We start from the raw sequence: 20,766 nt of genomic DNA on the forward strand, positions 1-20,766 counted from the left end.
AGGCGATGATAAGATGGCGTTTTGCCTTCATTGCCATTCTGTTTACAGAAAAGCCACACCCACCATGCCAATGCCGATCTCCCACCCCGTTTACGACCTGCTTGCCCGCCGCATCCTGATTCTGGATGGCGGCATGGGCACCATGATTCAGCAATACAAGCTGACCGAGGCCCAGTACCGGGGGGAGCGCTTTGCCGACTGGCCGGTAGACCTGAAAGGCAATAACGACCTGCTGGTACTGACCCAGCCGCAGATCATCCGCGAGATTCACCAAGCATACCTTGATGCTGGCGCTGACATTATCGAAACCAACAGTTTCAACGCCACGGCCATCGCCATGGCCGACTACGACATGCAGTCGCTGGTGTGGGAGCTGAACTTTGCCGCCGCCAAGCTGGTAAAAGACCTGTGCGTGGCGCAGAGCGCCGCCACCCCCGACAAACCGCGCTTCTGCGCCGGCGTGCTGGGCCCCACCAGCCGCACCTGTAGTATCAGCCCGGACGTGAACGACCCCGGCTACCGCAACGTTACCTTTGACGAGCTGGTAGACACCTACACCACCGCCATCGACGGCCTGGTGCAGGGCGGCGCCGACTTCCTGCTGGTGGAAACCATTTTCGACACCCTGAACGCCAAGGCGGCGGTGTTTGCCATCCACCAGTATTTCGACATGCGGCCAACCGTGACCCGCTTGCCGATCATGATTTCCGGCACCATCACCGACCAGTCCGGCCGCACGCTGACCGGCCAGACCACCGAAGCCTTCTACAACAGCCTGTCGCACGCCGACGCGCTGAGCTTCGGCCTGAACTGTGCGCTGGGGCCGGACCTGCTGCGCCCGTACGTGGAAGAGATGTCGCGCATCGCCAACAGCTTTGTGTCGGTACACGCCAACGCCGGCCTGCCCAACCCGCTGGCGCCCACCGGCTACGACCTGTTGCCGGAAGACATGGCGCCGCAGATCCGCGAATGGGCCGAGTCGGGCCTGGTCAACATCATCGGCGGCTGTTGCGGCACCACGCCGGGCCACATCAAGGCCATCTACGAGGCGGTGAAAGACCTGCCGCCGCGCCCGCTGCCGCAGATCGAGCCCAAGTGCCGCTTGTCCGGCCTGGAGCCTTTCAACATCGGCGACAAGGACCTGTTCGTCAACGTCGGCGAGCGTACCAACGTGACCGGCTCGCGCGCGTTTGCCAAGCTCATCCTCAATGGCGACTACGCTACGGCGCTGGACGTGGCGCGCCAGCAGGTGGAAAACGGCGCCCAGGTCATCGACATCAACATGGATGAGGGCATGCTGGACGCCAAGGCGGCCATGGTGCGCTTCCTCAACTTGATCGCCGCCGAACCCGACATCGCACGGGTGCCGATCATGATCGACAGCTCGAAGTGGGACGTGATCGAAGCCGGCCTCAAGTGCATCCAGGGCAAGGGCATCGTCAACTCCATCTCGCTGAAAGAGGGCAAGGACAAGTTTGTCGAGCAGGCGCGCCTGCTGCGACGCTACGGCGCGGCAGTGATCGTGATGGCCTTCGACGAAGCCGGCCAGGCCGACACCTTCGCCCGCAAGGTGGAAATCTGCGAGAAGAGCTACCGCGTGCTGGTAGACGAAGTGGGCTACCCGCCGGAAGACATCATTTTCGACCCCAACATCTTTGCCGTGGCCACCGGTATCGAGGAACACGCCCGCTACGGCCTGGACTTCATCGAAGCCACCGGCTGGATCAAGCAGCACCTGCCGCACGCCAAGATCTCCGGCGGCGTGTCCAACGTGTCGTTCAGCTTCCGCGGCAACAACAAGGTGCGCGAGGCCATCCACGCCGTGTTCCTGTACCACGCCATCCAGCGCGGCATGACCATGGGTATCGTCAACGCCGGCGCGCTGGAGGTGTACGACGAGGTGGACCCGGTGCTGCGCGAGCGCATCGAGGACGTGGTGCTGATGCGTGGCGACGACGCGATGGCGGCCACCGAGGCGCTGATTGCACTGGCAGAAAGCTTCCGTGGCGACGCCAAGGAAGCCAAGGGTGAAGACCTGGCCTGGCGTAGCCAACCGGTAGAAAAACGGCTGGAATACGCGCTGGTGAAGGGTATTACCACCTTCATCGTCGAAGACACCGAAGAGGTGCGCCTGAAGTGCGAGCGCCCGATCCACGTGATCGAAGGCCCGCTGATGGACGGCATGAACGTGGTGGGCGACCTGTTTGGCGCCGGCAAGATGTTCCTGCCGCAGGTGGTGAAATCTGCCCGCGTGATGAAGGCTGCGGTGGCGCACCTGGAGCCGTTCATCGAGGAAGAAAAAATCCGCATGGGCCTGCAGGACGCGCCGGCCAAGGGTGTGATCATCATGGCCACGGTGAAGGGCGACGTGCACGATATCGGCAAGAACATCGTCGGCGTGGTGCTGCGCTGTAACAACTACAAGGTGATCGACCTGGGCGTGATGGTGCCGTGCCAGACCATTCTGGACGCCGCCCGCGAACACAAGGCCGACATCATCGGCCTGTCCGGCCTGATTACCCCCAGCCTGGAAGAAATGGCGCACGTGGCGAAAGAAATGCAGCGCCAGGGCTTCGACATCCCGCTGCTGATCGGTGGCGCCACCACCAGCCGCGTGCATACCGCGGTGAAGATCGCGCCGCACTACAGCGGCCCGGTGATTTACGTGCCGGACGCCAGCCGTGCGGTAGGCGTGTGTTCCAACCTGCTGTCCGATACCCTGCGCGACGGTTTCGTGCAGGAAGTGGCCGACGACTACGCCAAGGCGCGTGCCATTTTTGAAGGCCGTGGCGACGCCAAGCTGCTGCCGCTGGCCAAGGCGCGCGAGGCGCGTCACCGCATCGATTGGGCCGGCTACGTACCGCCGGCGCCGAAGTGGCAGGGTGTGCGCCGCTTCGAGCGCTACGACCTGGCCGAAATCGCCCGCTTCATCGACTGGACGCCGTTTTTCCAGAGCTGGGAGCTGGCCGGCCGCTTCCCGGCCATTCTGGACGACGAGATTGTCGGCGAATCCGCGCGCGGCCTGTGGGCCGACGCGCAGAGCATGCTGCAGCAGATCATCGACGAAAAATGGCTGCAGGCCAACGCGGTGATCGGCCTGTTCCCGGCGCGTAGCGTGGACGTGGACGATATCGAAATCCTGTCGCCGGACAACGGCGCACCGCTGATGACCTGGGTAGGCCTGCGCCAGCAGCTGGAAAAAGCCACCAAGGACGGCTCGGCGGCCAACCCCGACTGGGCGCTGGCCGATTTCATCGCCCCGGCCGACAGCGGCGTGCAGGACTACATCGGCGCCTTTGCCGTCACCGCCGGCCTGGGCATCGACCCGCACGTGGCGCGCTTCGAGGCCGCCAACGACGACTACAGCGCCATCCTGCTCAAGGCACTGGCCGACCGCCTGGCCGAGGCTTTTGCCGAGCTGATGCACCACCGCGTACGCACCGAGTTCTGGGGCTACGCCGCCGGCGAAGACCTGGACAACGAGGCGCTGATCGACGAGAAGTACGTCGGTATCCGCCCGGCGCCGGGCTACCCCGCCTGCCCGGACCACACCGTGAAGCGCGAGCTGTTCGAGCTGTTGAACGCGCCGGCCATCGGCATGACGCTGACCGAGGGCTACGCCATGCTGCCGACGGCGGCGGTGTCCGGTTTTTACTTCAGCCACCCGGATAGCCGCTACTTCGGCGTGGGCAAAATTGCCCGCGACCAGGTAGAAAGCTACGCCACCCGCCGTGGCGTCAGCGTGGCGCAGGCCGAGCGCGACCTGGCGCCCAACCTGGGTTACAACGCGTAAAGCCTGCGGCCAACGTTGGCCGCAACCGGTAAAAATCCCCTCTGTCGCTGGCGGCAGAGGGGATTTTTACTGTCAGGCTGTTTGGGCATGCAGCATGGTTTGCATTATCGAATGTGCCGCTAGCCTGATTGGTAGGCCACGATATGCAGCAAGGTTGGCCGCCTGTGCTGTATAGAAACCTGCCCGTCGTGCCATCCCGAATACAGCAGCTCCGCCGGGGCTGCCTGTTCACGGGAGCGCATCATGGACGAATTACTGGGGGTGATTTCGGCAGAAGGCTATGTCTGCAAGATCTGGCAGGACGCCAGCGACCGCGTGTACTTCATGGCCGACGCCGATATCGATGCCGATGGCGCCAACGGCCAGCACGGGTCGCTGGCGGCCTACCGTGCCGACGATCAGGGCCTGGAGTCGCTGGCCAACGGCGGCATGCGCCGCGTCAACGGCAAAGTGATCTGCCTGCACGAGTGGGCGCGCGATATCGTGATTCTGGATAACGACAACGAACCGCGGGTGTTGCCCGACGGCACCATCCCGTCGATGACCTGGTACCGCCACCCCGGCATGGCGGCGGACGACCCGGCGGCGTATGTCGATGCCGCCACCGAGCCTTACATTGTGGTGCCGCCGCTGGTGATCCAGCGCACCAAGGGCGTGGTGCGCGGTTGTCTGGCGCGGGTAACCTGGCAGGGCAAGAGCGTGGACTGCGTGGTGGCAGACCGCGGCCCGAGCAACCGGGTGGGCGAGCTGAGCGTGGCGGCGGCGATGATGCTGGGCATTCCGGCCAGCCCGCGCCACGGCGGCCTCACCAAGCCGCAGGTGCTATACGAGCTGTGGCCGGGCATTCCGGCGCCGGGCTACGTGCTGCAACCAGCGTGAGCCCTGACCGCCAGGTCAGGCAGGGCTGCCGTTTGCCGCATGATTGCGGCATGATGGCCGGCCCGACCAAGGAGCCGACCCATGCCCGACTATACGCAGCTGGCTTACCTGCATCTGGCCACCGTGCTGCCCGCTTTCCTGATTGCCACCGCTTTGCTGTTGTCGCCGCACAAAGGATCGCTGTCGCACCGGCGCTGGGGGCGTGTGTTCATGGTACTGATGTTGCTGACCGCGCTGTTGTCGCTGGCCATGCCGGCCCAGGTGGGGCCGGCCTTGTTCGGCCATCTGGGCGGCGTGCATGTGCTCAGCCTGCTGGTACTGTACAGCGTACCGCAAGCGTGGCAGGCGGCACGGCAGGGCCGTGTCGCCGCCCATCGCGCCATCATGCGCCGTTTGTACGCAGGGGGGCTGCTGTTGGCCGGCAGCCTGGCCTTGCTACCCGGGCGCATGCTGCACGGCTGGCTGTTCGGCTGAACAGGCTTTTCTGCGACTGGCCCTTGTGTTCGTCATGCGCTGCAGGCATGTTCAGGGGCCGAACAGGAACCTGCCATGACCGACCCTTCCTACCGCTTCAAGCTGCTTGCCGCCTTTTTCGCCCTGTACGTGATCTGGGGCTCCACCTACTTTGCCATCCGTATCGGCGTCGAATACTGGCCGCCGTTCATGATGGCCGGTGTGCGCTTTCTGGCCGCCGGCAGCCTGATGTACGCCTGGCTGCGCTGGCGTGGCGAGGCCAACCCCACCTGGCAGGAGCTGCGCGGCGGCGCCATCCTCGGCGTGCTGATGCCGGCCATCGGCAACGGTTTTGTCACGCTGGCCGAAAAGGACGTGTCGTCCGGCGTGGCGGCACTGGTGGTGGCCACCGTGCCACTGTTCGCCACCCTGTTTGCCCGCTTCTTCGGCCACGTACCGCGCAAGATGGAAGTGGCCGGCATCCTGCTGGGCATTGTCGGTATGGTGGTATTGAACATGGGGGCCAACCTGCAGGCGTCGCCGGCTGGCGCCGCCGCACTGCTGTTTGCCTCAGCCGGCTGGGCGTTCGGCTCGGCGTGGAGCAAGCAGCTGGTGCAACCCAAGGGCCTGATGTCCAGCGCGGTGATGATGATTTCCGGTGGCGTGGCCTTGCTGCTGGGCAGCGCCGCCACCGGCGAACAGCTGGCGGCCAACCCGCCGCTGGCCGGCTGGCTGGCGGTGGCCTACCTGGCGTTTTTCGGTTCCATGGTGGCGTATACCGCCTACTTGTTCTTGCTGAAGAACGTCAGCGCCGCAGCCGCCACCAGCTACGCCTACGTCAACCCGGTGATCGCCGTCCTGCTGGGTGTCTGGCTGCTGGACGAGCACGTCGGCCTGCACGAAATGGGGGCGATGGCCATCATTATCCTGGCGGTAGTGCTGATCGGCTGGCGCCCGAAAGCCCGTCGCGACGGCTGATACCTGTCGCGCTTATGCCAAAGCCCGCTTGTTGCGGGCTTTTTTTGTGGCCGAATTTGCAAGCCAGATTAATACCACTTTCAGGTCATAAAAATGCCACCAACTGGCATTTGCATGGCATTTTGCACTGCAACGTGAGCGCTGTTGCGTGAAAGCACGGCATATCAAGGTGTTGCATTTCTTGCATTACACCCCGTAAAGGCTAGATTGGTATTGACGTGGTGTTTTAGTGGTATTACTTTTGCGGCTGTGCAAGGCCGTGTTCCGCATCGGCAGCAAATGGGCGGGGTTCTACAATGGCGCCTTTGAATCACCATTTGCAGGGTAGCCCTATGGATAGCCGCTGGGATGCATTGAAACCGGAAGAGACTTCCACCACCCCGCTGTACTTGCAGTTTGCACGCAAGCTGGCCGAGGCGATTCACGCCGGCTGGTGGCAGGCCGACGAGGCGCTGCCTTCGGAGCGTACCTTTTCCGAAGAGCTGGGCATTTCGCGCGTTACCGCGCGCAAGGCACTGGATGTACTGCTGGAGCAAGGCCTGATTCGCCGCCGTCATGGCTCGGGAACCTTCATTACCCCGCGCCTGGAACAGCCGCTGTCGCGCCTGACCAGTTTTACCGAAATGTTGAAGATGAAGGGCTTCGAGCCGTCATCGGTATGGCTGTCGCGCACTGTGGCGGCGCCAACGCACGAAGAAGTGATCAAGCTGGGCCTGTCGCCCAATGCGCAAGTGGCGCGCCTGAAGCGCCAGCGCCTGGCCGACGGGGTGGTGATGGCTATCGAGCAGAGTTCGCTGCCGCTGGCCTACCTGCCCGACCCGCAAGCGGTAGGCGCTTCGCTGTACGCCTACCTGGACAAGGCCGGTCACCCCATCGTGCGGGCGCTGCAACACATCCGCGCCGTGAACGCCGGGCCCGAGCTGGCCGCCATTGCCGGCATCAAGCCGGGCGAGGCGATGCTGCTGATTACCCGTATCGGCTACACGGCAGAAAACGTGGCCATCGAGCTGACCGACACCTGGTGTCGCAACGATTACTACGACTTTGTCGCTGAACTGAGACGATGAACGCAACACGAGTTTTGCAAGGCCGCATGCTGACCACCGCCGGCTGGATGGACGGTGAGCTGCAGCTGGGTGACGACGGCAGGATCGCTGCCATCAGCGGCAGGTTGGCCGCCGCCGGCGACGCCGAGCGCTACATCCTGCCGGGTTTCATCGACCTGCACGTCCACGGTGGCGGCGGTGTCGACATCATGGAGGCGGGCCGCGCGGCCCAGCACGTGGCCAGTACCCACGCCCGCTTCGGTACCACCTCGCTGCTGGCCACCACCATGACGGCCCCGCGCGAGGCGCTGGAAACGGTACTGACTGCGCTGGGCGACGCCAGCCGCAGCCGGCAGCCGGGTAGCGCACGCATTCTTGGCGTGCATCTGGAAGGCCCGTACATCAACAAGGGCAAGCTGGGTGCGCAGCCGGACAACGCGGTGGAAGCCGCGATGGCAGAAATCAACCACTACCGGTCGCTCGCCCCGATCAGCCTGGTTACCCTCGCGCCCGAAGTGGCCGGTCACATGGAAGTGATCCGCGAGTTGAGCCGGCAGGGCGTACGCGTACAGCTGGGCCATACGCTGGGCAGCTACGAAGACGGTGTGACGGCGCTGGAAAACGGCGCCAGCGGGTTTACCCATTTGTTTAACGCGATGACCGGCTTGCACCACCGCGAGCCGGGCATGGTAGGGGCGGCACTGGCACACGCCGAGTACGCCGAGCTGATACCGGACCTGCTGCATGTCCACCCGGGGGCTATCCGCGCCGCGATGCGCGCCATCCCCCGCCTGTTCTGCGTCACCGACTCCACGGCTGCGGCCGGCATGCCGGACGGCCAGTACAAGCTGGGCTCGCAGACGGTCACCAAGTGCCTGGGCGGTGTGCGCCTGGCCGACGGTACGCTGGCAGGCAGCACCCTTACCATGGATCAGGCCCTGCGCAACCTAGTGCAGATCGGTGTGCCGCTGGCCACCGCCAGCAACCGCTTGTCGCTGTACCCCGCCGATTACCTGGGCGTACACGACCGCGGCCGGCTGCAGGAAGGCGCGTGGGCTGACATCGTGGTGATGGATTCAAACCTGCAGTTGCAACGCGTATTCGTAGAAGGAGAGTGTCTTGAGCTCGTTAATGCTTGATGAAGCCCTGTTTGCCGCCCAGGCGGTGTCTGCCCAGCATATGTATGCCGATGAAGGGCTGGCCGTTCTGGCGCGCGAACTGGCGAAAGCGCCGCCGCAGTTGGCTTTGACTGTGGCGCGCGGCAGCTCGGATCATGCGGCCAACTATTTCGCCTACCTGGCGATGCAGCGCACCGGCACGCCGGTGGTATCGCTGCCGATGTCGCTGCTGACGCTGCATCAAGCACCGCTCAACGTGAAGGGGCAACTGGCCGTGGCGCTGTCGCAGTCCGGCCGCAGCCCCGACCTGATCGACACCATGGCCGCCCTGGGCCAGGCCGGCGCCCGCACCGTGGCGCTGGTCAACAAACCCGACTCCCCGCTGGCAGCTGCCTGCGAATGGTCGGTACCGCTGTGTGCCGGCGAAGAAAAAAGCGTCGCCGCCACCAAGAGCTATATCGCCACCCTGTCTGCCGTAGCACGCCTGGTGGCGCACTGGCAGAACGACACCGCCCTGCTGGGCGCGCTGAACGACCTGCCCGATCACCTCACCGACGCCACCCGTCAGGACTGGAGCAGCGCGCTGGACGTGCTGGTGCCGGCCGAGCGCATCATGGTGGTGGGCCGCGGCCTCGGCTTTGCCGTAGCGCTGGAAGCGGCACTGAAATTCAAGGAAACCTGCGTCATCCAGGCCGAAGCGTTCTCCGGCGCCGAAATCAAGCACGGCCCGATGGCGCTGGTGGACGATGGCTACCCGCTGCTGATTTTTGCCCCGCGTGGCCCGGAACAAGCCGGCCTGGTGGCACTGGCCGACGAAATGCGCGGCCGCGGTGCCAACGTGCTGCTGGCAGCGCCGGCCGACGTGGCCAGCCGTAACCTCACCCTTGCTACTGCCGGCGACGAAGCGCTGGACCCGCTGCTGGCGATCCAGAGCTTCTACCTGATGGCGGCGCGCCTGTCCGAGGCGCGCGGACTCAACCCGGACACCCCGCGTCACCTGAAAAAAGAAACCCTGACTGTCTAAGTCGACCGGCCGGCGGCCACGGCTGCCGGCAGCAGACCGACCACAAAGCGATGCCGCGGCCAAGACCGACGGCACTGAAACCAGCATGACTTGAGCGCATCGCTGCGGGGCAGCGTGCGCGCTTCAGAGAAGGAAACCCGATGTCTGCAACCGTTACCCTGCACGCGCCGCTGGCCGGCGTGGTCCTGCCGCTGAGCGCGGTGCCCGACCCGGTATTTGCCGGTGGCCTGATGGGCCAGGGCCTCGCCATCGAGCCGCTGTCTTCCACCCTGCTGGCGCCGTGCGACGGCGAGATCAGCCAGGTGTCCACCACCGGCCACGCCGTCACCGTGCGTGCGGCCAACGGTGCCGAAATCCTGCTGCACATCGGTATCGACACCGTGAAGCTGGGCGGCCACGGCTTTGCCACCCGCGTACAGAAGGGCGACCGCGTGCAGCGCGGCCAACCTTTGGTGGATATCGACATCGACAGCGTGGCGCGTCGCGCGCCGTCCCTCATTACCGTCGTGGTGGTCACCAACAGCGACGACATGGCTCTCTCCCTCGACGCGTCCGGCCTTGTGGAAGCCGGCGCGCCGGGTTTTCTGACCGTGACGGCCCAGGGTGCCATCTCCCACCCTGGCGCCGTCCACGGCGCAGAATCCTCCGCCCTCACCGCCAGTGCGGTGGTGGCACACGAAGGCGGCCTGCACGCTCGGCCGTGTGCGCTGCTGCAATCGGTGGCGCGCCGCTACCCCTGCCAGATCGACATCCACTTTGCCGGCCAGCACGCCAACGCACGTAGCGTGGTGGCGGTGATGGGCCTGGGCGTCGGTGAAGGCGATAGTGTCAGCGTGCACGCCAGCGGCGAGCAGGCCGCCGAGGCACTGGCCGCCGTGGTGGCCGCGCTGCAAACCGCCAGCCACGCCGGCCACGCTGCCGTGGCCGCACCCGCGCCGGTGCAGGCCCGTGACGACGGCAAGTTGGGCGGCGTCTGCGCCGCGCCGGGCCTGGCTGTCGGCACCCTGGTCTTGCTGGCCGAACAGGAACGCGCGGTGCCGGAACGCGGCCACGGCGTAGAGCCGGAGTTGGCCGCGCTGAACGGCGCGTTGCAAAAAGTGCGCGACCGCGTGGCGGCCGACGTGGCGCAGGCCGACAAGCGCGGCGCCCACGCCGAAAGCGAAATCTTCGGCGCCCATCTGGCGCTGCTGGAAGACCCGGAGCTGGCGCAAGCCGCCGAACGTTACATCCTGGATGGCCGCAGCGCCGCCTACGCCTACCGTAGCGCCATCCGCGCGCAGAGCGAGGTGCTGTTGGGGCTGGGCAATGCGCTGCTGGCCGAGCGTGTGGCCGACCTGAAAGACCTGGAGCGCCGCGTGCTGGACGTACTGCTGGGCGGCGAAGAAGCCGCACCGCAGCTGCCGGCGCAGGCCATTGTGGTAGCCGACGACCTGACCCCGTCGCAGCTGACCCGCCTGCCGCGCGAACAGCTGGCCGGCGTGGTGCTGGCGCGCGGCGGCGCCACCAACCACGTGGCCATCCTGTGCCGTGCGCTGGCCATCCCGGCGCTGGTGGCGTGCGGCCCGGCTGCGCTGGCGCTGGCTGCCGGCGGCGAGGCACTGCTGAACGCCGGCGAAGGCTGGCTGGATGCGCACGCCGACGCCGCCACGCTGGATGCGGCCCGCCAGGACATTGCCCAGCGCGAACAGCGCCGCCGCACGCTGCGCGAGCAGTCTGCCGGCCAGGCGCGTACCCGCGACGGCGTGGCCATCGAGGTGGCGGCCAACATCGCCAACGCAGCCGAAGCGCGTGACGCGGTGCTGAACGGCGCCGACGGCGTGGGCCTGCTGCGCACCGAATTCCTGTTTATCGACCGTCACGACGCTCCTACCGAAGACGAGCAGCGCGCCGCCTGCCAGGACGTGCTGGACGCGCTGGAAGGCCGCACCGCCATCATCCGTACGCTGGACGCCGGCGGCGACAAGGACGTGCCGTACCTGTCGCTGCCGCCGGAAGACAACCCGGCGCTGGGCCTGCGCGGCATCCGCACCGGCTTTGCCATGCCGGCGGTGCTGGACGCGCAGCTGCGCGCGTTGCTGCAGCTGAAGCCGCTGTCGCGCCTGCGCATCCTGCTGCCGATGGTGGCCGACGTGGCCGACCTGCAGCGCGTGCGCCAGCGCCTGGACGAGCTGGCCGCCGAGCTGGGCGTGAGCGAACGCCCGCAGCTGGGGGTGATGATCGAGGTACCGTCCGCCGCCTTGCTGGCCGACCAGCTGGCCGAGCACGCCGACTTCCTGTCCATCGGCACCAACGACCTCACCCAGTACACGCTGGCGATGGACCGCTGCCACCCGGCGCTGGCGGCCAACCTTGACGCGCTGCACCCGTCGCTGTTGCGCCTGATCGCGCTGACCGTGCACGGCGCCGCCAAGCACGGCAAGTGGGTAGGGGTGTGCGGCGCGCTGGCGTCCGACCCGCAGGCTACGCCGGTACTGCTGGGCCTGGGTGTTACCGAGCTGTCGGTCAGCCCGCAGCTTGTGCCGGAAATCAAGGACACCGTCCGCCGTCTGGACAGCAGTGCCTGCCAGCAACTGGCGCTGGACCTGCAGTCGCTGAATTCGGCGCAACAAGTGCGGGCGCGGTTACAAGCCGACGCCGCGGCCCTGCTGCGCTGATCTGGTCAGGCCGTCGCATCCTCCCAACTGGCGGCCTGCATTAAAACGAAGAGGAGAAACACAGTGAGTACTTCAAGCAAGTTCGCCGGCGTACAGCAGCTGGGCCGTGCCCTGATGCTGCCGATCGCCGTCCTGCCGGTGGCAGGCCTGCTGTTGCGTCTGGGCCAGCCCGACCTGATGGGCATTCCGGTGATGGCGCAAGCCGGGGATGCCATCTTCGGCAACCTGGCGCTGCTGTTCGCCATCGGCGTGGCCGTGGGGTTTGCCAAGGACAACAACGGTGCGTCCGGCCTGGCCGGCGCCATCGGTTACCTGGTGCTGACCGCAGTACTGAAAGTGATCGACGCCAAGATCAACATGGGCGTGCTGGCCGGCATTACCGCCGGCATCAGCGCCGGCCTGCTGTACAACCGCTACAAGGACATCGCGCTGCCGTCCTACCTGGCCTTCTTTGGCGGCCGCCGCTTCGTGCCGATCGCCACCGGCTTTGCCATGCTGCTGGCCGGCGTGGTGCTGGGCTACATCTGGCCGCCCATCCAGCAGGGCATCGACGCCGTTGGCCACTGGGTGATCGGCGCCGGCGAGTTCGGCCTGTTCGTGTACGGCGTGCTCAACCGCATCCTGATCGTTACCGGCCTGCACCACATCATCAATACCTTTGCCTGGTTCCAGCTGGGTGACTTCACCGACGCCGCCGGCAAGCTGGTACACGGTGACCTCAGCCGCTTCTTTGCCGGCGACAAGAGCGCGGGCATGTTCATGTCCGGCTTCTTCCCGGTGATGATGTTCGGCCTGCCGGCTGCGTGCCTGGCGATGTACCGTGCCGCGCGTCCGGAAAACAAGGCCGCGGTAGGCGGTGTGCTGCTGTCGATGGGCCTGACCGCCGCGCTGACCGGCGTCACCGAGCCGGTCGAGTTCGCCTTCATGTTCCTGGCCCCGGCGCTGTACGCCATCCACGCGGTGCTGACCGGCATCTCGATGGCGCTGATGCACGCGCTGGGCGTGAAACTGGGCTTCGGTTTCTCTGCTGGCCTGTTCGACTACCTGCTGAACTTCGGCATTGCGCAAAAGCCGCTGCTGCTGATTCCGGTGGGCCTGGCCTACTTTGCCGTGTACTACGTGCTGTTCACCTTCTTCATCAAGAAATTCAACCTGATGACCATGGGTCGCGAAGAAGTGGCCGCCGGTAGCAGCGCCGCCGCCTCGCTGGGCAGCAAGGGCAGCGACCGTGCGCGTGGCTTTATCGGCGCGCTGGGCGGTGCGGCCAACCTGAAGAGCGTGGACGCGTGCACTACCCGCCTGCGCCTGCAAGTGGCTAACAACGACGCGGTAGACGAAGCTGCCCTGAAGGCACTGGGTTCGCGCGGCATGATCAAGCCGGCGGCCGGTAGCGTGCAGGTAGTACTGGGCCCCGAGGCCGAGCTGATTGCCGACGAAATCCGCGCCGCGCTGGCCAACCCGCAAGCCGCCGCTGCCGATGGTGGCGCACTGAAAGCCGCGCTGGGCGGTAGCGACAACATCCGCGCTGTGGAAGTAGTGGCCGGTAGCCGTCTGCGCGTGGAGCTGGCCGACGCCAGCCGCATCAACGAAGGCAATCTGAAAGCACTGGGCGTGAGCGGCGTGATGGCCATGCCCGGCAATCTGGTTCACCTGGTGGTGGAAGGCGGCGACCCGTCGCAGTTTGCCAGCCAGCTGAAGTAAGCGACCGGGTGTTTGCACCCTGAGGCTTTGCTCTCCTTCGACCCCGGCGTATAGCCGGGGTCTTTTTTCGGCTATATTGGAATCGATACCACTTTGTGACCACGCGGTAACCCAAGGTTGGCCGCAAGGCAAGGCTGTTTTGCCGGCGGCGCGCGCGATGGTGGGGATGTTCGCCGGAAAGTGTTGGTAATTTGCACACTACAAAGCTGTAAGGCATTGAGTACAAGCAGGATTGGGAGAACGATGTTCCCATCGCAAGCGTGCTGCTGGCACGCAAGATTCACCCGAATAAAGGAGACACAACATGGCACTGAAACTCGCCATCAACGGGTACGGCCGCATCGGCCGCATGGTATTGCGCGCCTGGCAGGAACGTTTTGCCGACAAGGATATTGAAATCGTTGCCATCAACGATCTGGGCAAGCCGGAACTGCACGAGCACCTGACCAAGTACGACTCCATCCACGGCCCGTTCCCGGGTACCGTGGCGCTGGAAGGCGACAAACTGGTGGTTAACGGCAAGCCGATCCAGCTGCTGTCGGTGCGCAACCCGGCCGAACTGCCGTGGGGCGACATGGGCGTGGACATCGTGCTGGAATGTACCGGCATTTTCACCAAGCGTGATAAGGCGGGCCTGCACCTGCAAGCCGGTGCCAAGAAAGTGCTGATCTCCGCGCCGGCCGACGACGCCGACGCCACCATCGTGTACGGCGTGAACCACGACATCCTGCGTGCCGACATGAACATCGTGTCCAACGCCAGCTGCACCACCAACTGCCTGGCCCCGCTGGTGAAACCGCTGAACGACGCCATCGGCGTGGCGCACGGCCTGATGACCACCGTGCACTCCTACACCAACGACCAGGTGCTGCTGGACACCGAGCACAGCGACCTGCGCCGTGCCCGCTCCGCCGCGCTGTCGATGATCCCGACCAAGACCGGCGCTGCTGCTGCTGTCGGCCTGGTGCTGCCGCAACTGAAAGGCAAGCTGGATGGCTTTGCCGTGCGCGTGCCCACTGCCAACGTGTCGCTGGTTGACCTCACCTTCACCGCGCAGCGCGATACCACCGTGGCCGAAGTGAACGAGCTGGTCACCGCCGCGGCCAACGGCCCGCTGAAAGGCGTGCTGGCGGTGAACACCCTGCCGCTGGTATCGATCGACTTCATGCACAACCCGGCGTCCAGCGTGTTTGACGCCACCCTGACCCGCGTCATCGAAGGCCGCCAGGTGAAAGTGCTGTCGTGGTACGACAACGAATGGGGCTTCTCCAACCGCATGCTGGATACCGCCCAGGCCTGGATGGCCGCCAAGTAATACCCCGGTGCGCGCGCTGCCATGCTTGGCGGAGCGCATGTGCCGGTGGCTGCGGCGGGTGTGCCCGCCGTGCTGATTGCCCGGTGCCCGTGTGGAGACGGGCGCCTCGTTCTTTAGGTGTATTCTGTTGCTTCTTTGTGCATAGTTCAGGCCTGCCCATACCCGGGCAGGCCGTTTTTTTGCCCGTCAGCCAACAGGGTTGGCCGCAGTCGGGCCGTGTTGATCTGCATCAGGTAAGGCGCGGCTACATCGCGCACGGCGATGTAGCCGGCGTACTACAGCGCTGGCAGATGCCGGTTGATGAAGCGGGCCATGATGCCCAGCGCCTCGTCTGCCGCCTGCAACAGGCCGGGAGTATTGGGGAACACGTGCGGCATGCCGTCCCAGACGTGTAGCGAGACATCCACCCCGGCGTCACTGGCACGCTCGGCATAGTGCAGGCTGTCGTCCAGCAGGATCTCGTCGCGGCCAACGTGCAACTGCAGCGGTGGCAGGCCGTGCAAGTCGGCATACAGCGGCGAGGCTCCGCCATCTTGCGCGGCGGTCTGGCCCAGATACATGGCGGCGCAGGCATTCACCATGGTATTGCTCAGGTACAGCTCGGCGTCGTGGCGGCTGCGGTGGCTGTCGCCCTGATTGCTCAGATCGGTCCATGGCGACATGGCGATGGCCGCTACCGGCTGTACGATGTGACCCAGCGTGTGCAGCCGTGACAGTAGCGATAGCGTCAGGCCGCCACCGGCCGAATCGCCCATCACCAGCAGCCGTTGCCGGCCGCTTGCCTGCAGGCCTTGATAGGCTGCGACCGCATCTTCTAGTGCCGCAGGGTATGGGTGTTCCGGTGCCAGCCTATAGTCGGCCACAAACACCGCCTGGCCGCTCTGGCGGGCAAAGTGGCCGGCAAAGTGGCAGTAAGCCCGCGCCGAGCCCATGACGTAGCCCCCGCCGTGCAGGAACAAGATGGCACGGTCGGTGGCGGCCTGCGCCGGCAAACACCAGTAACCGTTGACGCCGCCAACACAGTCGGCTTGATAGTGAATGCCTGCCGGCTCGGCAACGGCGTGCATGATGTCATCGTAAGGTGCTCGGCCGTCGGGGCCGAAAACGGCGCCTTTGAAAGCGGTGGTCTGTGCCCGCAGCGCCAGCATGGTGCTGGCATCGCTGGCTGATAGCGGGTGGGTTTGGGGAATGAAGGACATGGCGGGCTCCTGGGCTTGCCACCGGTTTGGTGGTTGGCCGCAGCTTAGCCAAAGGCCTGGACAAGTAGCGCTCGTGGCTGGCCGGTCATGGTTTTATGTCATCGAATGATGGCGATGATTGGTGCGTTAAAGTTATCGAACGCGTCGTATTTCTGCGACGGGCGCCGCAGTGTCTTTGCCCGGTGCGGTGTTGCCGAACCGAGGGGCGTTGCACGACGCGCTAGTCTTCTTCCGGCAACGGCGGCAGGCGGTGGCTGATGGGGGTGTCGATCACCATCGAGGTCTTGGTATCGCCGTACTGCATCAGGCGGGCGATCAGCGCCTGCAGCGTGCCCATGCTGTCCACCGCGACACGGATCATCAGCCCGCTGCTGCCGGTGATGGAGTCGCAGTGCACGATCTCCGGCATGGCTTTGAGTAGCTCCAGTACCGTGTAGTACTCCTGGTTTTTTACCGTCAGCTCGATCAGGCATTGTATCGGGCAACCCAGCGCTTCCGGGCGGATGATTGCGCGATAACCGGCTATCACGCCCGATCGTTCCAGCTTTTCCACGCGGTCGGCAACGGCGGGCGCAGACAGGTTTACGCGGCGGGCCAGTTCGGCAAAGCTCAGGCGGCCGTTTTCGTGCAGTGCAGCGATGATCTTGCGGTCAAACTTGTCCATTTTTCGATTCGAAGGTGAAAGTGGCGTAAATACATTGTATACAAAGTTCAGGCGGCAAATAAGCTTCGAATGCCTATTAATAAGCCCTGTTAACATCCGTACAATTCGCCCCGTGTTGAAGCAGCCGGGTCCGCGCCCGACGGCTTCGACTTCTGGATCCGTTATGAGGGTGCCTGAGCAATCGGCATCTTTGGAACTGTTCTGGTGATCTCTTTGTCCCTGGTCTTAAGTGTTCTTGGCCCCCATGTGCGGCCGGGAGCCGACCCTTAGTGGCCTGTCCCCAACCGGACAGGCCTTTTTTTTGTCCGTTTTTCGGGCGTCAGGCTTTATAGGTGGACAGCAGCAGGCTGGTTTCGGTGGCGGCAATGCCGGGAATCAGCCGGATACGGCCCAGCACGCGGTCGAACTGCTCCAGCGAGTCGGCGCGCAATTCGGCCACGATGTCCCAGCGGCCGTTGGTGGAGTGCAGCGCGTACACGTGCGGCTCGCCGCGTAGCGCCTGCAGTACGGCCGGCGCCCGCGGGCCTTCCACGGCCACGCTCATCCAGGCGCGGATGCGTTGCGCCTCGGCTTCCGGTTTCAGGCGCACGGTATAGCCGACGATGATGCCGGCCTGCTCCAGCTTGTCGATATGCTTCTGCACCGTGGCGCGCGATACGCGCAGTGTGGCGGCCAGCTCGGTGACCGGGGTGCGGGCGTTGTCGCGCAGCAGGGCAATCAGCTGCCGATCGGTATCGTTGAGGTGCATATTGCTGGCCATATTTATCAATATGTACAGCATAACGATAAAAATGCCCAGTGTGCCAACTGCAAAGTGTCAGCCCCGGCCGCCACACTATCCCGGCAAACCACCCACCGGGAGAAACCATGTCCACCCTTGCCACACAGGTTTTGATGGTGCGGCCCAGCCGCTTCCTTGCCAACCCGCAGACGCTGGGCAGCAACCACTTCCAGCAGCCGGTGCCGGATGCCGGCGCCCATCACACGCTGCTGGCGCAGCAGGCGTTTGATGGCTACGTGGCCGCCTTGCGCGCGGCCGGCGTGCGGGTGCAGGTGTTTGCCCAGACGCGGCCGGATACACCGGACGCCTTGTTCCCCAATAACTGGTTTTCCACCCACGCCGACGGCACGCTGGTGCTGTACCCGATGGCGGCGGCCAACCGCCGGCTGGAGCGTCGCGACGACATCGTGGCCTGGCTGCAGCAGCAGGGGGTTGGCCGCACGCTGCTGGACCTGAGCGCGCACGAGCAGCATGGGCAGTACCTGGAAGGCACTGGCGCCATCGTGTTCGATCACGCCGCGCGCCGCGCCTGGTTGTGCCGTTCCGGCCGTAGCCAGCCTGCCTTGCTGCAGCCGCTGGCGGCGCGGCTGGGCTATCGTTGCGAGGTGTTTGACGCGGTGGATGCGGCAGGCCGTGCCATCTACCACAGCAATGTGATGATGGCGATCGGGCCGGATTTTGCGGTGGTCTGTCTGCCGGCGATTGCCGACGTGGGCGAGCGCCAGCGCGTGCGCAGCCGCCTGCGCCGCGACGGCAAGACGGTGATCAGCATCAGCCAGGCGCAGATGGCCAGCTTCTGCGGCAACATCATCGCGCTGCGTGGCGGCGACGGTGGTACGGTGATTGCCATGTCCAGCCGCGCTTGGGCGGCGTTTACCTCGGCGCAGCAAGCCACGTTGGCCGCGCACGGCCGCATTGTGCACGCGCCGCTGGACATCATCGAAGACCTGGGCGGCGGCGGCGCGCGCTGCATGGTGGCCGAGGTGTTCAGCCCGGATGCGCCGGCGCACTGCTCAGCAGCTGGCCGTGCTGTTGCCATTGCAGGCTGAGGTAGCGTTCGTACTGTTTCAGCACGTCGGCGATGATCTCGCTGCGGCGCAGGTAGCGGATGTCGTAGCCCTCGCGGCCGTCGGCAAAATCGGTTTGCGCCAGGTACTGGTATACGCCGTCGTCGGCCCGCGCCGGCAGGAACGCCGGTTGCGGCTGGCCGTGGCAGTACACGCGGTAGACGAAGTCGCGGGCGCCGGGCTGGTCGATGCGCAGCAGCACGCTGCCGTCGTCGCGGCGTTGTACGCCAGCGCTGACACCGTTGTGGCTGAGCTCGTCGGCCACGGTGCGCAGCGCCGGCTGCACTTCGGTGTCGATGAACTGCTGCACGGTGGCGGCGTCCGGGCGCTGCACCAGCTGCCGCAGGCGTTGCTGCCAGTGGTGGCCGCTCCAGAACTGTGTGGCCGGCGCCGGTTGCTGCGTCTGGTGGCAATGGTCGGACTGCAGACCGCGCCACAGGCTGTAGCACAGCAACAGCATGATGGCGGTAAACGGCAGCGCGCTGACCAGCGTCATCGCCTGCAGCGCCTTCAGGCCGCCTGCGGTGAGCAGTACGCCGGCGGTGACGCCCAGCAATACCGCCCAGAACAGGCGCTGCCACAACGGTGACGCGGTATCGCCGCCGCTGGCAATGCTGTCCAGCACCATGGCGCCAGAGTCGGCCGAGGTGACGAAGAACACCGCAATCAGCAGCATGGCCACGCTGCCGCTCAGCAGCGGGAACGGTAGGTAATCGAAGAAGCGGAACAGCAGGCTGTCCACGTTGGCCGCCGCGCTGCCTAGCGCGCCGGCGGCGACGTGCATATCCAGCCAGATGGCGCTGTTACCGAACACCGTCATCCACAGGAAGTTGAACAGTGTGGGCACCAGCAGCACGCCGACAATGAATTCACGCAGCGTGCGCCCGCGCGAGATGCGGGCAATGAACAGGCCGACAAACGGCGACCACGACACCCACCACGCCCAGTACAGCAGCGTCCAGCCGGACAGCCATTGTTGCTGCGCGTCGCTGCCGTAACTGAAGGTGCGGAAGGTGAGGTCCACCATGCCGGACAAGTAGCTGCCCAGGTTGTCGCTGAACGTCATCAGCAGGTAAACGGTAGGGCCGGCACACAGCACGAACAGCAGCAATAGCAGCGCCAGGCCGAGGTTGAGTTCGCTCAGGCGGCGCACGCCTTTGTCGAGGCCGGTGGCGGCCGACAGCCCGGCCAGCCCCATCACCACCGCGATTAGCCCCAGCTTGAAGCCATCGCTGGCGGTGTCGATACCGGCCAGTTGCTGCAGGCCGGCGGCCAACTGCATCACGCCGAAACCGAGCGTGGTGGCGATGCCGAACACGGTGGAAACCAGCGCGAACACGTCCACCGCGTGGCCCCACGGCCCGTGGATGCGCTCACCCAGAATCGGGTACAAGCCGGCGCGCAGCGTCAGTGGCAGCCGGTAACGGAAGCCGAAGTAGGCCAGTACCAGCCCCACCACGCCGTAGATGGCCCACGCGTGCAGGCCCCAGTGGTGGAAGGTGAGGTTCATCGCCTGCTGCGCGGCCGCTTGCGGGTTGGCCGCGGCCAACGGTGGCGCCAGATAATGCTGCAGCGGTTCGCCGACGCCGAAGTACATCAGGCCGATGCCCATGCCGGCGGCAAACAACATGGCCAGCCACGATGGCAGGCTGAACGCCGGCGTGGCGTCATCCGGCCCCAGTTTGATGTCGCCGTAGCGGCTGACGGCAATGCCCAGCAGCGTCAGCAGGAACACGGCGACCGCCAGGATGTAAAACCAACCGAATTGCTGGCTGACGGTGCGCTGGGCGGCGCCCAACAAGGCTTCGGCGGAAGTCGGGGCCAGCGTGGCCCAGGCCAGGATCAGGCCGATCAGCAGCAGGCCGGGCACGAATACCGGCCAGCTGAGGGTAGTGCGGAAGGAACGGACGGAGGCCATGCTTTCCCTTTCTTGGTCGTCGGGTACTGCCGTCTGACGTGTGGTCGTGCCAGCGCGCTGGCAAAGCCGCCGGCGCGGGCAGGGTCTTGGGCAGCCCTGAAGGTGGGCAGGGGTTCCGGGTTGGCCGCAGGGGAGGAGGGCGGCGTGCGTTGCGCGGTGGCGGCCAGGCCGGAACG

General features: G+C 65.5%; 15 protein-coding genes. 11 read left to right on the forward strand and 4 right to left on the reverse strand.

The window, feature by feature from the left end:
* Positions 1-64: 64 nt before the first annotated feature.
* From metH to gap, 10 genes are all read left to right on the forward strand, one after another.
* Complete coding sequence (gene metH, locus FLQ03_RS13930) at positions 65-3,793, forward strand: methionine synthase (protein ID WP_144370779.1); 3,729 nt, start codon at positions 65-67, stop codon at positions 3,791-3,793.
* 243 nt (positions 3,794-4,036) lie between these two features.
* Positions 4,037-4,672, forward strand: coding sequence for an RlpA-like double-psi beta-barrel domain-containing protein (locus tag FLQ03_RS13935; RefSeq protein WP_144370780.1), 636 nt, complete (start codon positions 4,037-4,039; stop codon positions 4,670-4,672).
* A gap of 81 nt (positions 4,673-4,753) precedes the next feature.
* Complete coding sequence (locus tag FLQ03_RS13940; protein WP_144370781.1) at positions 4,754-5,146, forward strand: DUF2306 domain-containing protein; 393 nt, start codon at positions 4,754-4,756, stop codon at positions 5,144-5,146.
* 75 nt (positions 5,147-5,221) lie between these two features.
* Complete coding sequence (yedA, locus tag FLQ03_RS13945) at positions 5,222-6,103, forward strand: drug/metabolite exporter YedA (RefSeq protein WP_144370782.1); 882 nt, start codon at positions 5,222-5,224, stop codon at positions 6,101-6,103.
* Positions 6,104-6,435: 332 nt separating this feature from the next.
* The gene (locus tag FLQ03_RS13950; RefSeq protein ID WP_144370783.1) at positions 6,436-7,170 is read left to right on the forward strand and encodes a GntR family transcriptional regulator; all 735 of its coding nucleotides are present in this window, start codon (positions 6,436-6,438) and stop codon (positions 7,168-7,170) included.
* 26 nt (positions 7,171-7,196) lie between these two features.
* On the forward strand, positions 7,197-8,288 hold the full coding sequence (gene nagA / locus FLQ03_RS13955) for an N-acetylglucosamine-6-phosphate deacetylase (RefSeq protein ID WP_144370784.1): 1,092 nt from the start codon (positions 7,197-7,199) through the stop codon (positions 8,286-8,288).
* Positions 8,269-9,291 (forward strand): SIS domain-containing protein, encoded by a 1,023-nt coding sequence (locus FLQ03_RS13960; RefSeq protein WP_240802276.1) that lies wholly within the window; start codon positions 8,269-8,271, stop codon positions 9,289-9,291. Before nagA ends, FLQ03_RS13960 begins: the two co-directional genes overlap by 20 nt.
* A 140-nt stretch (positions 9,292-9,431) precedes the next feature.
* Positions 9,432-11,945: a phosphoenolpyruvate--protein phosphotransferase gene (ptsP, locus tag FLQ03_RS13965; RefSeq protein WP_144370785.1), complete on the forward strand. Its 2,514-nt coding sequence runs from the start codon at positions 9,432-9,434 to the stop codon at positions 11,943-11,945.
* Between the two features lie 63 nt (positions 11,946-12,008).
* The gene (gene nagE, locus FLQ03_RS13970) at positions 12,009-13,646 is read left to right on the forward strand and encodes an N-acetylglucosamine-specific PTS transporter subunit IIBC (protein WP_144370786.1); all 1,638 of its coding nucleotides are present in this window, start codon (positions 12,009-12,011) and stop codon (positions 13,644-13,646) included.
* 304 nt (positions 13,647-13,950) lie between these two features.
* The gene (gap, locus tag FLQ03_RS13975; protein ID WP_144370787.1) at positions 13,951-14,961 is read left to right on the forward strand and encodes a type I glyceraldehyde-3-phosphate dehydrogenase; all 1,011 of its coding nucleotides are present in this window, start codon (positions 13,951-13,953) and stop codon (positions 14,959-14,961) included.
* 275 nt (positions 14,962-15,236) lie between these two features.
* Here gap and FLQ03_RS13980 read toward each other — a convergent pair whose 3' ends face one another.
* From FLQ03_RS13980 to FLQ03_RS13990, 3 genes are all read right to left on the reverse strand, one after another.
* Positions 15,237-16,160, reverse strand: a complete 924-nt coding sequence (locus tag FLQ03_RS13980; RefSeq protein ID WP_144370788.1) for an alpha/beta hydrolase — start codon at positions 16,158-16,160, stop codon at positions 15,237-15,239.
* Positions 16,161-16,380: 220 nt separating this feature from the next.
* Positions 16,381-16,824: an Lrp/AsnC family transcriptional regulator gene (locus FLQ03_RS13985; protein ID WP_144370789.1), complete on the reverse strand. Its 444-nt coding sequence runs from the start codon at positions 16,822-16,824 to the stop codon at positions 16,381-16,383.
* A 319-nt stretch (positions 16,825-17,143) separates the two neighbouring features.
* The gene (locus FLQ03_RS13990) at positions 17,144-17,572 is read right to left on the reverse strand and encodes an Lrp/AsnC family transcriptional regulator (protein ID WP_144370790.1); all 429 of its coding nucleotides are present in this window, start codon (positions 17,570-17,572) and stop codon (positions 17,144-17,146) included.
* A gap of 119 nt (positions 17,573-17,691) precedes the next feature.
* Here FLQ03_RS13990 and ctlX point away from each other — a divergent pair, with 119 nt between their 5' ends.
* Positions 17,692-18,654 carry a citrulline utilization hydrolase CtlX gene (ctlX, locus tag FLQ03_RS13995; RefSeq protein ID WP_144370791.1) on the forward strand — a complete coding sequence of 321 codons (963 nt, stop codon included), beginning with the start codon at positions 17,692-17,694 and terminating at the stop codon, positions 18,652-18,654.
* On the opposite strand, the gene FLQ03_RS14000 is transcribed toward ctlX, so the two are convergent.
* Positions 18,593-20,590 (reverse strand): BCCT family transporter, encoded by a 1,998-nt coding sequence (locus FLQ03_RS14000; RefSeq protein ID WP_144370792.1) that lies wholly within the window; start codon positions 20,588-20,590, stop codon positions 18,593-18,595. The genes ctlX and FLQ03_RS14000 overlap by 62 nt on opposite strands.
* Positions 20,591-20,766 lie beyond the last annotated feature (176 nt).

This window comes from Vogesella urethralis, assembly GCF_007644045.2.
GTDB classification, from domain to species: Bacteria; Pseudomonadota; Gammaproteobacteria; order Burkholderiales; family Chromobacteriaceae; genus Vogesella; species Vogesella urethralis.

Coding starts and splice junctions, on each gene's coding strand:
- FLQ03_RS13950 (WP_144370783.1), top strand. CDS start 6,436: ATGGATAGCCGCTGGGATGCATTGAAACCGGAAGAGACTTCCACCACC.
- FLQ03_RS13980 (WP_144370788.1), bottom strand. CDS start 16,160: ATGTCCTTCATTCCCCAAACCCACCCGCTATCAGCCAGCGATGCCAGC.
- FLQ03_RS14000 (WP_144370792.1), bottom strand. CDS start 20,590: ATGGCCTCCGTCCGTTCCTTCCGCACTACCCTCAGCTGGCCGGTATTC.
- metH (WP_144370779.1), top strand. CDS start 65: ATGCCAATGCCGATCTCCCACCCCGTTTACGACCTGCTTGCCCGCCGC.
- gap (WP_144370787.1), top strand. CDS start 13,951: ATGGCACTGAAACTCGCCATCAACGGGTACGGCCGCATCGGCCGCATG.
- FLQ03_RS13940 (WP_144370781.1), top strand. CDS start 4,754: ATGCCCGACTATACGCAGCTGGCTTACCTGCATCTGGCCACCGTGCTG.
- nagA (WP_144370784.1), top strand. CDS start 7,197: ATGCTGACCACCGCCGGCTGGATGGACGGTGAGCTGCAGCTGGGTGAC.
- FLQ03_RS13985 (WP_144370789.1), bottom strand. CDS start 16,824: ATGGACAAGTTTGACCGCAAGATCATCGCTGCACTGCACGAAAACGGC.
- yedA (WP_144370782.1), top strand. CDS start 5,222: ATGACCGACCCTTCCTACCGCTTCAAGCTGCTTGCCGCCTTTTTCGCC.
- FLQ03_RS13990 (WP_144370790.1), bottom strand. CDS start 17,572: ATGCACCTCAACGATACCGATCGGCAGCTGATTGCCCTGCTGCGCGAC.
- FLQ03_RS13935 (WP_144370780.1), top strand. CDS start 4,037: ATGGACGAATTACTGGGGGTGATTTCGGCAGAAGGCTATGTCTGCAAG.
- ptsP (WP_144370785.1), top strand. CDS start 9,432: ATGTCTGCAACCGTTACCCTGCACGCGCCGCTGGCCGGCGTGGTCCTG.
- ctlX (WP_144370791.1), top strand. CDS start 17,692: ATGTCCACCCTTGCCACACAGGTTTTGATGGTGCGGCCCAGCCGCTTC.